The sequence below is a fragment of the Streptomyces sp. NPDC048338 genome, assembly GCF_043201055.1.
In the GTDB taxonomy this organism is placed as follows: domain Bacteria; phylum Actinomycetota; class Actinomycetes; order Streptomycetales; family Streptomycetaceae; genus Streptomyces.
This window is the reverse complement of sequence record NZ_JBICYQ010000013.1, coordinates 227,385-240,681: the sequence shown is the minus strand read 5'-3', so window position 1 is coordinate 240,681 and position 13,297 is coordinate 227,385. Positions and strand designations below refer to the sequence as shown.

General features: G+C 73.1%; 11 protein-coding genes. 8 read left to right on the top strand and 3 right to left on the bottom strand.

Going from position 1 to position 13,297, the window contains the following annotated elements:
• The first annotated feature begins 428 nt into the window (after positions 1-428).
• Both sucC and sucD read left to right on the top strand, forming a co-directional pair.
• Entirely contained in the window at positions 429-1,607 is a 1,179-nt protein-coding gene (gene sucC / locus ACGFZF_RS28695) for an ADP-forming succinate--CoA ligase subunit beta (protein WP_147980827.1), read from the top strand.
• Positions 1,608-1,627: 20 nt separating this feature from the next.
• Positions 1,628-2,512, top strand: coding sequence for a succinate--CoA ligase subunit alpha (gene sucD, locus ACGFZF_RS28690; RefSeq protein ID WP_147980828.1), 885 nt, complete (start codon positions 1,628-1,630; stop codon positions 2,510-2,512).
• A 180-nt stretch (positions 2,513-2,692) separates the two neighbouring features.
• Here the strand turns inward: sucD and ACGFZF_RS28685 are convergent, their stop codons facing one another.
• Positions 2,693-4,048, bottom strand: a complete 1,356-nt coding sequence (locus tag ACGFZF_RS28685; RefSeq protein WP_393558770.1) for a helix-turn-helix domain-containing protein — start codon at positions 4,046-4,048, stop codon at positions 2,693-2,695.
• A 128-nt stretch (positions 4,049-4,176) separates the two neighbouring features.
• Between ACGFZF_RS28685 and ACGFZF_RS28680 the strand changes: the two genes are divergently transcribed.
• Entirely contained in the window at positions 4,177-5,715 is a 1,539-nt protein-coding gene (locus ACGFZF_RS28680) for a DUF6350 family protein (RefSeq protein ID WP_393558768.1), read from the top strand.
• A 34-nt stretch (positions 5,716-5,749) separates the two neighbouring features.
• Here ACGFZF_RS28680 and ACGFZF_RS28675 read toward each other — a convergent pair whose 3' ends face one another.
• Positions 5,750-6,454, bottom strand: coding sequence for a hypothetical protein (locus ACGFZF_RS28675; RefSeq protein WP_393558766.1), 705 nt, complete (start codon positions 6,452-6,454; stop codon positions 5,750-5,752).
• Between the two features lie 262 nt (positions 6,455-6,716).
• Between ACGFZF_RS28675 and purN the strand changes: the two genes are divergently transcribed.
• The 3 genes from purN (at position 6,717) to ACGFZF_RS28660 (ending at position 10,530) form a co-directional block, all read left to right on the top strand.
• Positions 6,717-7,331: a phosphoribosylglycinamide formyltransferase gene (purN, locus tag ACGFZF_RS28670; RefSeq protein WP_393558764.1), complete on the top strand. Its 615-nt coding sequence runs from the start codon at positions 6,717-6,719 to the stop codon at positions 7,329-7,331.
• Positions 7,328-8,890, top strand: a complete 1,563-nt coding sequence (purH, locus tag ACGFZF_RS28665) for a bifunctional phosphoribosylaminoimidazolecarboxamide formyltransferase/IMP cyclohydrolase (RefSeq protein WP_393558762.1) — start codon at positions 7,328-7,330, stop codon at positions 8,888-8,890. Before purN ends, purH begins: the two co-directional genes overlap by 4 nt.
• A 179-nt stretch (positions 8,891-9,069) precedes the next feature.
• Positions 9,070-10,530, top strand: coding sequence for a DUF2079 domain-containing protein (locus ACGFZF_RS28660; RefSeq protein ID WP_393558760.1), 1,461 nt, complete (start codon positions 9,070-9,072; stop codon positions 10,528-10,530).
• 99 nt (positions 10,531-10,629) lie between these two features.
• Here the strand turns inward: ACGFZF_RS28660 and ACGFZF_RS28655 are convergent, their stop codons facing one another.
• Positions 10,630-11,220: a DUF4064 domain-containing protein gene (locus ACGFZF_RS28655; RefSeq protein WP_147980831.1), complete on the bottom strand. Its 591-nt coding sequence runs from the start codon at positions 11,218-11,220 to the stop codon at positions 10,630-10,632.
• Positions 11,221-11,466: 246 nt separating this feature from the next.
• Here ACGFZF_RS28655 and ACGFZF_RS28650 point away from each other — a divergent pair, with 246 nt between their 5' ends.
• Together ACGFZF_RS28650 and ACGFZF_RS28645 are read left to right on the top strand one after the other, a co-directional pair.
• Positions 11,467-12,327: a bifunctional methylenetetrahydrofolate dehydrogenase/methenyltetrahydrofolate cyclohydrolase gene (locus ACGFZF_RS28650; protein ID WP_356599481.1), complete on the top strand. Its 861-nt coding sequence runs from the start codon at positions 11,467-11,469 to the stop codon at positions 12,325-12,327.
• A gap of 2 nt (positions 12,328-12,329) precedes the next feature.
• A complete protein-coding gene (locus ACGFZF_RS28645; RefSeq protein WP_393558757.1) occupies positions 12,330-13,028 on the top strand; it encodes a DUF3017 domain-containing protein in 699 nt (232 codons plus the stop codon).
• Positions 13,029-13,297: the final 269 nt, after the last annotated feature.

The following is a 13,297-nucleotide window of genomic DNA, read 5'->3' as shown; positions in this document are numbered from 1 at the left end:
CCCGCGCCCGCCGGTCCACCCTCCTCGCCCGCTCTTCTGCGGATTCCGTCGCCCGGCCGCCACCCGGCCGGGTGCCTCGGGGGAGACTGAGGTCCATATCACACACCCGCCCACGCGCCCCTCACCTCGCGTCCTGGCGCGTCGTGAGGGGTGCGGAGCCCTGCTCCCGCCTGCCTCCCGGGCCACGGGGCATCCCGCCCCCACCCCTACGGAACGCCCCCTGTCCCCTACGATCTGTGACCCGTATCACCGCTCGGTTGTGACCTGCGATTTAGGGACCCACGCCCCTCGGGGATAACCTGCGAGACGGACATGCCGCGTCCACGGACACCGTGTACGCCTCCCTTGTGACAGCGCAGTCACGTTGCCCTTCGCGGCACGCCCACGCAGACAACGAACCGCGATCATCAGAAAAGGGACGGACGCGCGTGGACCTGTTCGAGTACCAGGCGAGGGACCTCTTCGCCAAGCACGGTGTACCGGTGCTGGCCGGTGAAGTCATCGACACGCCTGAGGCGGCGCGCGAGGCCACCGAGCGTCTTGGCGGCAAGTCGGTCGTCAAGGCGCAGGTGAAGGTCGGCGGCCGCGGCAAGGCCGGCGGCGTGAAGCTGGCCGCGACCCCGGACGAGGCCGTCGCCCGCGCGACGGACATCCTCGGGATGGACATCAAGGGCCACACGGTCCACAAGGTGATGATCGCGGAGACCGCTCCGGAGATCCTCGAGGAGTACTACGTCTCGTACCTCCTCGACCGCACCAACCGCACCTTCCTCGCCATGGCCTCCGTGGCCGGTGGCATGGACATCGAGGAGGTCGCCGCGACGACCCCCGAGAAGCTCGCGAAGGTGCCCGTCAACGCCGTCGAGGGCGTCGACATCGAGAAGGCGCGCGAGATCGTCGCCCTGGCGAAGTTCCCGGCCGAGGTGGCCGAGAAGGTCGCCGAGGTCCTCGTGACCCTGTGGGACACCTTCGTCGCCGAGGACGCGCTCCTCGTCGAGGTCAACCCGCTGGCCAAGGTCGCCTCCGGCGACATCCTGGCCCTGGACGGCAAGGTTTCTCTCGACGAGAACGCCGACTTCCGTCAGCCCGACCACGAGGCGCTCGAGGACAAGGCCGCAGCCAACCCGCTCGAGGCTGCCGCCAAGGCCAAGAACCTCAACTACGTCAAGCTCGACGGCGAGGTCGGCATCATCGGCAACGGCGCCGGCCTGGTCATGTCGACCCTGGACGTCGTCGCGTACGCCGGTGAGAACCACGGTGGCGTGAAGCCCGCCAACTTCCTCGACATCGGTGGCGGCGCCTCCGCCGAGGTCATGGCGAACGGCCTGGAGATCATCCTGGGCGACCCGGACGTCAAGTCCGTGTTCGTCAACGTCTTCGGTGGCATCACCGCCTGTGACGAGGTCGCCAACGGCATCGTCCAGGCGCTGGAGCTCCTCGCCTCGAAGGGCGAAGAGGTCACCAAGCCGCTGGTCGTGCGCCTCGACGGCAACAACGCGGAGCTGGGTCGCAAGATCCTGTCGGACGCGAACCACCCGCTCGTGCAGCGCGTGGACACCATGGACGGCGCGGCCGACAAGGCCGCCGAGCTCGCGGCTGCGAAGTAAGGGACGAGGTCAAGCACACCATGGCTATCTTCCTCACCAAGGACAGCAAGGTCATCGTCCAGGGCATGACCGGTGCCACGGGCATGAAGCACACCAAGCTCATGCTGGGTGACGGCACCAACATCGTCGGTGGCGTGAACCCCCGCAAGGCCGGCACGTCCGTCGACTTCGACGGCACCGAGGTCCCGGTCTTCGGCTCCGTCGCCGAGGCGATGAAGGAGACCGGCGCCAACGTCTCGGTCCTCTTCGTCCCGCCGGCCTTCGCCAAGGCCGCCGTGATCGAGGCGATCGACGCCGAGATCCCCCTTGCCGTCGTCATCACCGAGGGCATCGCCGTCCACGACTCCGCCGCCTTCTGGGCGTACGCGCAGTCGAAGGGCAACAAGACCCGGATCATCGGCCCGAACTGCCCGGGTCTGATCACCCCCGGCCAGTCCAACGCCGGCATCATCCCGGGCGACATCACGAAGCCGGGCCGCATCGGCCTGGTCTCGAAGTCCGGCACGCTGACGTACCAGATGATGTACGAGCTCCGTGACATCGGCTTCTCGTCCGCCGTCGGCATCGGTGGCGACCCGGTCATCGGCACGACGCACATCGACGCCCTCGCGGCGTTCGAGGCCGACCCCGACACCGACCTGATCGTCATGATCGGCGAGATCGGCGGCGACGCCGAGGAGCGTGCGGCCGACTTCATCAAGGCCAACGTCACCAAGCCGGTCGTCGGCTACGTCGCGGGCTTCACCGCGCCCGAGGGCAAGACCATGGGCCACGCCGGCGCCATCGTCTCCGGCTCCTCCGGCACCGCCCAGGCGAAGAAGGAGGCCCTCGAGGCCGCCGGCGTCAAGGTCGGCAAGACGCCGACCGAGACGGCCAAGCTGGCGCGCGCCATCCTCGCGGGCTGACCAGCGGATCTCCGCGACTGAGAGGGCCCCGCACCCGGGAGACCGGGGGCGGGGCCCTCTCACGTGCCCGGGCCCTTCACAGGCCCGGGCCCTCTCACGCCGGCTCTTCACACGCCCGGGCCCTCGTGCGTACCGCTCGGGGTCCGTCCGGCGGGTCAGTGAGAGTCGGGGACGAGCGGGTCAGTGCGAGTCGGGGACGAGCCGCTCCGGCCCGTGGTGCGGCTGCTTGCGCAGCAGCTCCTGCAGCTGCTTGTCCCCCGGGGTGAGCTGCGGCGAGCCGCCGCGGACCGGGACGCCCTCGACGGTCTGGCCGGGAGCGTTCACCGGGATGTACTCCGTCGGCGCCGTGGCGACCGTGAAGGCGGTCATGGCGATGAGCGCCGCCGTCACGCCGAAGGCCGCACGGGTCCACATCCGGCCGCGCCGCTCGCCCAGCGTGCGGACCGCCGCGGGCTCCGCGAGCGTGGCCGCCGGCGCGTCCGCGACCAGCCGGCCCAGCCGGTGGTGCAGGTCGTCGGGATGGGCGAGCTCGGGGACGTGCGTCCCGATGACCGTACGGGCGTGCAGCAGCCGGTTGGCGGCTGCGGGGGTGCTCGCCTCGGTCTCGGCGGCGGTCTCCGGCAGGTCGAGACCGAGTCCGTCGTAGAGCAGCACCGTGCGCCGGTGCGGGGGCGGCAGCTCCAGCAGGGCGCCCAGCAGGGCCCTTCGGTCGGGCTCGGCGGGCGGGCCGTCCGGATGACGGTGGGCCCGGCGCAGCCGGTGCCAGGGGGAGAGCGCGTACTCGTACGCCGCCGCCCGGACCCAGCCCACCGGGTCGCGGTCGACCGCGACCTCGGGCCAGCGCTGCCAGGCGAGCAGGAAGGCGTGCTCCACGGACTCCCGGGAGAGCCGACGGCGTCCGGTGAGCAGGTAGGCCTGGTGGACGAGGCCGGGGGCGGCGTGGGCGTACAGCGCGTCGAAGGCCTCCTCGGGGGTGAGGGCGGGCTCCGTGTCCTGGGCGCCGGGCAGGCCCGCGGGCCGGGGCGGCGCGTCCGCGACGGGCGTCGTGCGGGCCTGCCCGGCCGCGTCGACCGGTTTCAGCCGCTCCTGCGGGAGGCTCCTGCGGCCGACGGGGGCGGACGCCGGAGTCCGGGGCGGCTTGGCCGCGCGCTTGGTCGCCGTCCTGGGCCGGGTGCCCGCGGTGGGGGTCGTCGCGGGCGGGGGTCCGGCCGGCCGGCCTTGTGCCGGAGCGTCCGGGGTCGTCGCGGTACCGGACGGGGCCGTACCGCCGGACGGGTGACACGGTCCTTCCGTGCCGGGCTGCTGCTCGTCGCCCGGCTCCTCGTCGGGCGCACGGAGCAGCTTCACGTACGCCTCCAGCTTGCGTCCCCGCGGATCGGTGCGACCGGCCTCCCAGGACCGGACGGTGGCCCGCGTGACGCCCACGGCCTCCGCGACCTGGGCCTCGCTGAGGGCCCTGGCCTCGCGCAGTCTGCGGCGCTCCTTGGGGGAGGGCAGCGGGGCTGCGGACGCGGAATCGGCGGCACTCCGGCTCATCGGACTCATCGGCGACGACCTCCCGCAGAGCTACTCCGGGCGGAAAAGTACATAAACGTATCTTGAGCGACACAACGGCGGTTTGCCTGTTACGCGAGAAAAGCGCGTGTCGGGGGGAGCATGGGCGTGTGAGCCAAGTGACCGAGCACACCCCGCCGTTGTCGCCCGATCCGCTGGTCAGAGGCGGGCGTTCCGCCACGCTGGTCGACGCGTGCGTGCGCGGAGGGGCCGCCGCGGGCCTCGGCCTCGGCGGACTGGCGGTCCTGGTGACCGCCGCGTGGATCACCTCCCCGTACCCCGACGGCGGGCCCGGCGGGGCGCTGCACCTGGCCGCCGGCCTGTGGCTGCTCGCCCACGGGGTGGACCTGGTCCGTACGGACACCCTGTCCGGCGTGGCCGCCCCGCTCGGAGTGGCTCCGATGCTGCTCATGGCCCTGCCGGGCTGGCTGGCGCACCGGGCCGCACGGGACACCTCCGATGCGGAGGAGGGCCGGCCCAAGCTCACGGCGGCCGGTGCGGTGGGCGCGGTCTCCGGGGGATACCTGCTGGTCGCGGTGGGTGTGGTGGCCTCCGCGGCGAACGGTCCGCTGCCTGCCGACCCGCTCGCGGCGGCCCTGTGGCTGCCGGTGACGGTGGTCGCCTCGGCCGGTCTGGGGGTCTGGACGGCGGCCGGACGGCCGCTGCCCCGGCAGGAGCAGGCGGTGGTGGGACTGCGTGCGGCCGTGCTCGCCGTGGTGGCCCTGCTCGCCGGCGGGGCCCTGCTGGTCGCGGTCTCGCTGGCCTGGCACGCGGGCGCGGCGCAGGCGTCCTTCGACGGGCTGGCCGACGACTGGTCCGGCCGGGTGGCGGTGCTGCTGCTGGCCCTGACGATGGTGCCGAACGCGGCGGTGTGGGCCGCGTCGTACGGGCTCGGCCCCGGCTTCGCGCTCGGCAGCGGCGCGTGGGCGACCCCGCTGGGGCTCCCCGGGGCGGCGGCCGTGCCGTCCTTCCCGCTGCTGGCCGCGCTGCCGGCGGCGGGCCGGGGCTCCTGGCCGCACTGGACCGCGGCGGTGGTCCCGGCCGTGGCGGCGCTGCTGCTGGGGTGGTGTGCGGGCCGGTCGGCACGGCGGTGGACGGCCAAGGAGACGGTGCTGACGGCCCTGGTGGCGTCGTGGGCGTGCGGGGCGGCGCTGGCGGTGCTCGCGGCGCTCGCGGGCGGTCCGCTCGGCTCGGGCAGGCTGTCCGCGTTCGGTCCGGTGTGGTGGCAGACGGGGGCGGCGGCGGTGCTGTGGTGCGCGGTGGTGGGGGTTCCCACGGCGCTGGGGGTACGGGCCTGGGCCCGGCGTGACCGGACGCCCGCGGCGGCCGGTGCGCCGGAACCGGCCGCGGTGGCGGTGCCGGACCGCACCGGGATGCCGGAGGCGGCCCGTACGCCGGGGCCCGAGCCGGTTCGCGGCGAGGACGGGGACGGGGACGGGGACGAGCTCGGGTTCGAGGCGTACGACTTCCTGCCGGCGGCCTGGGAGCCGACGCCGCCGCCGGGCTCCCTCGGATCCGCACAGCCCGCCACGTCCGCGCAGCCCTCGACGCCGAAACCGGACCCGGCAGCGGATCCGGCACCGGATCCCGTCGGGCCCCAGGACGGGACCATGCCCGAGCCGCCTTCCTCCGGCCCGGACGCGGCCTAGGCCGGGAGCAGGGGGAGCCGCGAGCCGCGCTGCGCTACTCGCGTACCCCGAAGACGTCCCGCAGCTGCTTGGGCAGCAGGTCGTTGCAGGCCATCTGGCCGGACTTGGTCAGGGAGTCGTCGACGCAGGTGTAGAAGTCGCGGTAGACGAGCTGCATGGTGAAGCTGCCCGCGACGATCAGTAGGGCCAGGGCCCCGGCGATCAGCCCGCTGACGGCCGCCGTGCGCTGCGAGCGGGCCGCTCCGGGCCGCGCGCCGGGGGGTCCCGCCGCGGGGACGGGCGCGGGCGGCGCGGTCAGGTCCGCGTTCGCGGGCTTCGGCTTGGCACGCAGGGCGCTGACGGCCCAGTACAGGGCGAGCGCGCCCAGGAGCAGGGCGAGCTCCTGGATCTCGAAGATCGCGAAGAAGAACGCCCACATGCCGGAGAGGAGCGCGTACCGCGCCCGCCGCTGGGCCGGGTCCGTCGGGTCCCACTTCAGGCCGGGGCCCTGGCCGCCGTCGGGGCCGCCCTGGCCGGAGGGGCGCTCGGGGCGGCGGCCGAAGCCGTCGGAGGAGCGGCCCGGCTGGCGGCTGCTCCAGCGCCCCTCGGAGCCGCCCGAGGACCCGGAGTCCGAGGGTGAGCCGGACGACGCGTCGTCGTCCGAGCCCTCCGGCCGCCGTGGCTGCCACGGCTGGTCCGGCTGCCCCTCGGGCGGCGGCGCGAACGGGTTGTTGTCGTCCGTGGACTGGCGTTCCGGCATCTGCTGAACGTCTTCCCTCTGTCGTCGCGACTGCGGTGTCGACCGTTGTACCGACCACGCTGGAGGCGGCCGTCGAACCCCGACGCTACCCCCCGGTCCCGCCCCCGTCCCGTGGGGGCCGTCCGGTGTGCCGGTATCGTTGCTGACGGTCGAGCCCTTCGTAGGGTTCCCCGTATCCGGGGACACGATTCATTCGTACGACCGCACAAAGACGCAGCCCGTCGACAAGCCGCCTCCGCCGCAACGCGAAAAGAGTCCCCCCGTGGCCGCCGCCCGCCTCGTCGTCCTGGTCTCAGGGTCCGGCACCAACCTCCAGGCCCTGCTCGACGCCATCGCCTCCGACCCTGACGGGTACGGCGCCGAGATCGTCGCCGTCGGCGCCGACCGCGGGGACATCGCCGGGCTGGAGCGCGCCGAGCGCGCCGGGCTTCCCACCTTCGTGTGCCGGGTGAAGGACTTCGCCACCCGCGAGGAGTGGGACCGCGCGCTGACCGAGGCCACCGCCGCGCACGAGCCGGACCTGGTCGTCTCGGCCGGCTTCATGAAGATCGTCGGCAAGGAGTTCCTCGCCCGCTTCGGCGGCCGGTTCGTCAACACCCACCCGGCGCTGCTGCCCAGTTTTCCCGGTGCCCACGGCGTGCGGGACGCACTCGCGTACGGCGCGAAGGTCACCGGATGCACCGTCCACTTCGTCGACGACGGCGTCGACACCGGCCCGATCATCGCCCAGGGCGTGGTCGCGATCCGGGACGAGGACGACGAAGCCGCTCTCCATGAGCGCATCAAGGAAGTCGAGCGCTCGCTGCTCGTCGAGGTCGTGGGGCGTCTGGCCCGGCACGGCTACCGCATTGAGGGACGAAAGGTAACAATCCCGTGACCGCCGAAGGTACGAAGCGCCCCATCCGCCGCGCACTCGTCAGCGTCTACGACAAGACCGGCCTGGAGGAGCTGGCCCGCGGCCTGCACGAGGCGGGTGTCTCCCTCGTCTCCACCGGCTCCACCGCCTCGAAGATCGCCGCGGCCGGTGTACCGGTGACCAAGGTCGAGGAGCTCACCGGCTTCCCCGAGTGCCTGGACGGCCGGGTCAAGACCCTCCACCCGCGCGTGCACGCCGGCATCCTCGCCGACCTGCGCCTGGAGGACCACCGGCGGCAGCTCGCCGAGCTGGGCGTCGAGCCCTTCGACCTGGTGATCGTGAACCTCTACCCGTTCCGGGAGACCGTCGCCTCCGGCGCCACCCCCGACGAGTGCGTCGAGCAGATCGACATCGGCGGCCCCTCCATGGTCCGCGCCGCCGCCAAGAACCACCCCTCCGTCGCGGTCGTCACCAGCCCGGCGCGCTACGCCGACGTGCTCACCGCGGCGCGTGAGGGCGGCTTCGAGCTCGCCGCCCGCAAGCGGCTGGCCGCCGAGGCCTTCCAGCACACCGCCGCGTACGACGTCGCCGTCGCCTCCTGGTTCGCCGACGACTACGCCGCCGCCGACGACTCCGGCTTCCCCGACTTCCTGGGCCACACCTACGAGCGCTCGAACGTGCTGCGCTACGGCGAGAACCCGCACCAGGGTGCCGCGCTGTACGTCGACGGCACCGGCGGCCTGGCCGAGGCGGAGCAGCTGCACGGCAAGGAGATGTCCTACAACAACTACACGGACACCGACGCCGCCCGCCGCGCCGCCTACGACCACGCCGAGCCGTGTGTCGCGATCATCAAGCACGCCAACCCGTGCGGCATCGCCGTCGGCGCGGACGTGGCCGAGGCCCACCGCAAGGCGCACGCGTGCGACCCGCTGTCCGCGTTCGGCGGCGTGATCGCGGTCAACCGCCCGGTGTCCGTCGCGATGGCCGAGCAGGTCGCCGAGATCTTCACCGAGGTCATCGTCGCCCCCGGCTACGAGGACGGCGCCGTCGAGGTCCTCGCCAGGAAGAAGAACATCCGCGTGCTGCGCGCCGAGGGCGCCCCGGCCAACCCGGTCGAGGTCAAGCCCATCGACGGCGGCGCGCTCCTCCAGGTCACCGACCGCCTCCAGGCCGACGGCGACGAGCCGGGGAACTGGACCCTCGCGACCGGCGAGGCGCTGTCCGCCGAGGAGCTGGCCGAGCTCGGCTTCGCCTGGAAGGCCTGCCGCGCGGTCAAGTCCAACGCCATCCTGCTCGCCAAGGGCGGCGCCTCGGTCGGCGTCGGCATGGGCCAGGTCAACCGCGTCGACTCCGCGAAGCTCGCCGTCGAGCGGGCGGGCGAGGAGCGGGCGCGCGGCTCCTTCGCCGCCTCCGACGCCTTCTTCCCCTTCCCCGACGGCCTGGAGATCCTGCTGGAGGCCGGAGTCAAGGCGGTCGTGCAGCCGGGCGGCTCGGTCCGCGACGAGCTGGTCGTCGAGGCCGCGAAGAAGGCGGGCGTGACCATGTACTTCACGGGTACGCGCCACTTCTTCCACTGACGGGCACGGGGCGAAGGCCCGCCGGTCACCCGACCGGCGGGCCTTCGCCGTACCCCCTCCCGGGGGCGGGCGGCGCGCGGCCGGCACGGGGAGACCGCCCCACGCCGGCCATCCCGCCGTTCGGGTGGTCTCTGGTCTAATGGGTTGCTCTTTCGTCGGCGGCTGGTACTGGGGGCGCGGTGTTGGATGTACAGAGCGGGGCGGCGGAGACCACCGTCGCCGCCGACGCCGTCGTCGACACGGAGAAAGGCCGCCCGGAGGCCGGCCCCGGGACACCGCTGCGCCCGTACGTCGTCGTGGCGGCCGTGCTCTGCGGGCTCTACTTCCTCTACTCCTACGTCCAGTACCAGCGCTTCCGTACGCCGTCCTGGGACCTGGGGATCTTCGAGCAGTCCGTCCGGGCCTACTCCGAGCTCCGTGCGCCGATCGTCGACATCAAGGGCCCCGGATTCCTGATACTCGGGGACCACTTCAGTCCGGTCACCGCCCTGCTCGCGCCGCTGTACTGGATCTGGTCCTCCCCCCTCGCCCTCCTCTTCGCCCAGGCCGCGCTGTTCGCCGCCTCCGCCGTCGTCGTCGGCCACACCGCCCAGCAGGTCCTCGGCAGCCGTGCCGCGGGACTCGGGATCACGGTCGCCTACGGGCTGTCCTGGGGTCTGCAGGAGGCGGTCAAGTCCGACTTCCACGAGATCGCCTTCGCCGTCCCCCTGCTCGCCCTGACCTGCCGGGCCCTGCTGCTCTCGCGCTGGGCCGCCGCGGCCGCCTGGGCCGCCCCCCTCGTCCTGGTCAAGGAGGACATGGGGCTCACGGTCGCCATGGTCGGCGCCGTCCTCTTCCTGCGGGGGCGCAAGCGCCTCGGCGGCGCCCTGGCCGGCTTCGGCGTCGGCGCCTTCGCCCTGACGGTCCTGGTGCTGATCCCGACCGCGAGCCGGGTCGGCCAGTACGACTACTGGGCCAAGATCGAGAAGTCGAGCGCCGGCACGCAGGTCTCGTTCACGGACGTCCTGCTGAACTCGCTCGGCTCCGACGTGAAGTGGGAGATGGTCCTCTTCCTCGTCGGCATCACCGGATTCCTGGCGCTGCGCTCCCCGCTGCTGCTGCTGGTCCTGCCGACGCTCGGCTGGCGCTTCCTGTCCCAGGACCCCAACCACTGGGGGATGCTCTGGCACTACAGCGCGATCCTGATGCCCGTCGTCTTCCTCGCCCTGGTGGACGGCGTCCGCTCCGTGCGCACCTCCCCGCAGGCCTGGCTGGTGTCGTACGGGAAGGTCGTCGTCCCCGTCGTCACGGCGGTCGCGATCGTGCTGGCCCTGGACCTGCCGCTGCGCGAGCTGCTGCGCTCGGAGACGTACCGCACGGACGTCCGCACGCTCGACGCCCGGCGGGCGGTCGACGCGGTCCCGGAGGGGGCGAGCGTCGAGACCAACGTGACGCTCATGGCCCACCTCACCGCCGACCACACGGTGTACTGGGTGGGCGGCGCCAAGGGCGTCAGCCCCGACTACCTCGCGCTCGACCTCGACTCGGGCTGGTCCCAGCCGATCACCGACCCGGTGCAGCTGGCGTCCCAGCTCCATCCGGAGGCGCGCTACGAGGTCTCGGCGCGGGCCGGGCAGTTCGTGGTGATGCGACGGGCCTGACGTCCGCGAACGCGAGGGGCCCGGTTCCCGTCCGGAGCCCCCGGCACGCCGAAGGGGCCCGGTTCCGAGACGGAACCGGGCCCCTTCGGCGTGACCGGATCAGTACTGCTGCTTGTACCGGTTGAACCAGGCCGAGCCGTCCGCCTTCGCGCAGAAGACGATGATCAGGACGCCGAGGGCGAGGCTGATGATGCCCAGGGGCAGCGAGAAGAGGGCGAAGAGCACGATGAAGGCGGCGTACACGATGGAGCAGATGCGCACGCCGTTGCCACCGGACTTGAACTTGGCGGCCAGCACCATGCCGAGGACGGCGAAGATCAGCGCGAAGACGCCGATGCCGACGAGCACGCCCTGGCCGAAGTCCTGGAACGCCTGCGCGTCGGCGCTGGAGGCGCCGGAGGTGTCGAGCTCGTCGAAGGCGACGAGCGCCATCACGATGATCGCGAGCGCGCCGAGCAGGTTGAGGCCGCCGATGATCCACAGCATCACGCGGGCCGCCTTGACGCCGCCCGGCATCTCCATGGCGGCGCCCGGGTAGCCGCCGCCGTAGGGCTGCTGGACCGGCGGGGCCTGCGGGTAGCCGTACTGCGACGGGACACCCTGCGGAGCCTGCTGCGGGTAGCCGTAGCCGGGCTGCTGGCCGCCCTGGGGCTGCTGTCCGTAGGGGTTGTTCGGTTCGCCGAAGCTCATCGCGGGATTCCTCCGTGGGGTTGTGCGGGGACGACGCGGCCCGAGCGGAGGATTTTCACAGCTTATGTGCGGTTTTGCCCCCCGGCACTGCCCGCGGTTCTGCGCGGCCATCGTCGTCGGAGCGTCGACTCCTTGTCCAGTCGGTATGCGGGGGAGTTGTGCACATGCAATGCCTTGTTCCGGTCGGTGGACGTCCCCGTGCCGACGAATTGGAACAACGGAGGGGTCATCCGGGAGGATGGAGCCATGAGCGCCCAGATTCTCGATGGCAAGGCCACCGCAGCCGCGATCAAGTCCGATCTGACCGTCCGTGTGGCGGCCCTGAAGGAGAAGGGGCTGACCCCCGGTCTCGGCACGATCCTGGTCGGCGACGACCCGGGCAGCCAGAAGTACGTGGCGGGCAAGCACCGCGACTGCGCGCAGGTCGGGCTCGCCTCCATCCAGCGCGAGCTGCCCGCCACCGCCACGCAGGAGGAGATCGAGGCGGTCGTACGGGAGCTCAACGAGGACCCCGCCTGCACGGGGTACATCGTGCAGCTGCCGCTTCCCAAGGGCATCGACGAGAACCGCATCCTGGAGCTGATGGACCCGGCCAAGGACGCGGACGGCCTGCACCCGATGAACCTCGGGCGCCTCGTCCTGAACGAGCCGGCGCCGCTGCCCTGCACCCCCTACGGCATCATCCAGCTGCTGCGCGAGCACGGCGTGGAGATCAACGGCGCGGAGGTCGTGGTCGTCGGCCGCGGCGTCACCATCGGCCGTCCGATGCCGCTGCTGCTCACCCGCCGCTCGGAGAACGCGACGGTCACGCAGTGCCACACCGGCACCCGCGACCTCTCCGCCCACCTGCGCCGCGCCGACATCATCGTGGCCGCGGCCGGTGTGCCCCACCTGATCAAGGCGGAGGACGTGAAGCCGGGCGCCGCGGTGCTGGACGTCGGCGTCTCGCGCAACGGCGAGGGCAAGATCCTGGGCGACGTCGACCCCGACGTCGCCGAGGTGGCCGGCTGGATCTCGCCGAACCCCGGTGGCGTGGGCCCGATGACGCGGGCGCAGCTTCTGGTCAACGTCGTCGAGGCCGCGGAGCGCGCGGCCGCGGCGCTCTGACCGTGACCACGGCGGGCGCCTCCGGCGGCGCCGAGAACCCGACGGCGGACCGGGCCCCGGGCGCGGGCGCCGGCGGGCCGTCGGACGCTCCGCGCCTTCCGGCCGGCGAGCGGGCCGCGGCACCGTCGGGCGCCTCCGGGCGCGGCGCGGCGTCGGACGTGGACGCCGGAGCGGGCGGGACGGCCCCGGCCGCCCCCGATGCCTCCACCGCCCCCGACGGCTCCGACGCCTCCAGCGACTCCACCGCCCCCGACGCTCCGGCGGACGGTGCCGACGGCACGGAGGACGAGGACGGTGCCCGCGGCAGGTCGCGGCGCCCCCCGGCGATGACCACCGGGACCGTCCGTCCCGAGGGCGGCGGCCGGGCGGCCCCCGGGGACGCGCCCGCTCCGGCGCGCCAGTGGCCCCTGCTCACCGTGCTCGGCCTGGCCGGGCTGGGGCTGCTCGTGGTGGGGGCGGACCTCTTCCCGCAGTCGTTCCGGGTCGGCACGATCCTCGTCGGGGTCGCCCTGCTGACCGGTGCCGCGCTGCGGCGGGCGCTGCCGTCCGTGGGGATGCTCGCCGTGCGGTCGCGCTTCACCGACCTCGTCACGTACGGCCTGATGGGCGCGTTGATCGTGCTGCTCGCGCTGATGGTGCAGCCGGACCCCTGGCTGCGGATCCCGTTCCTGGAGGACATCCTCCATCTCACGGTGACCTAGGGCCTGTCTTCAAAGTAGCGCCGGTCGGGCTCGCGGTGTCCGGTGCCGTGCATCGCAAGGCGGAGGAGCGTCCGCGTACTGGACGTACTCGGACGCTTCGACAACGCAGCGAGGCGCGGTACCGGGCGCCGCGAGCCAGGCGGGACTTTGAAGACAGGCCCTAGGGCGTGTTCCCTCAGGGCTTCCCGCCCCGCCGGCGGGGCGACGGCGCCCGTCCTCTCCCCCGTGGGAGGACGGGCGCCGCCTGCGTGTCAGCGTCATGTACGCGC

Bases quoted from the DNA above. Each gene is read 5' to 3' on its own strand.
- ACGFZF_RS28655 (WP_147980831.1), bottom strand. From the start codon at position 11,220: ATGAGCTTCGGCGAACCGAACAACCCCTACGGACAGCAGCCCCAGGGC.
- ACGFZF_RS28675 (WP_393558766.1), bottom strand. From the start codon at position 6,454: ATGCCGGAACGCCAGTCCACGGACGACAACAACCCGTTCGCGCCGCCG.
- ACGFZF_RS28685 (WP_393558770.1), bottom strand. From the start codon at position 4,048: ATGAGCCGGAGTGCCGCCGATTCCGCGTCCGCAGCCCCGCTGCCCTCC.
- ACGFZF_RS28650 (WP_356599481.1), top strand. From the start codon at position 11,467: ATGAGCGCCCAGATTCTCGATGGCAAGGCCACCGCAGCCGCGATCAAG.
- sucD (WP_147980828.1), top strand. From the start codon at position 1,628: ATGGCTATCTTCCTCACCAAGGACAGCAAGGTCATCGTCCAGGGCATG.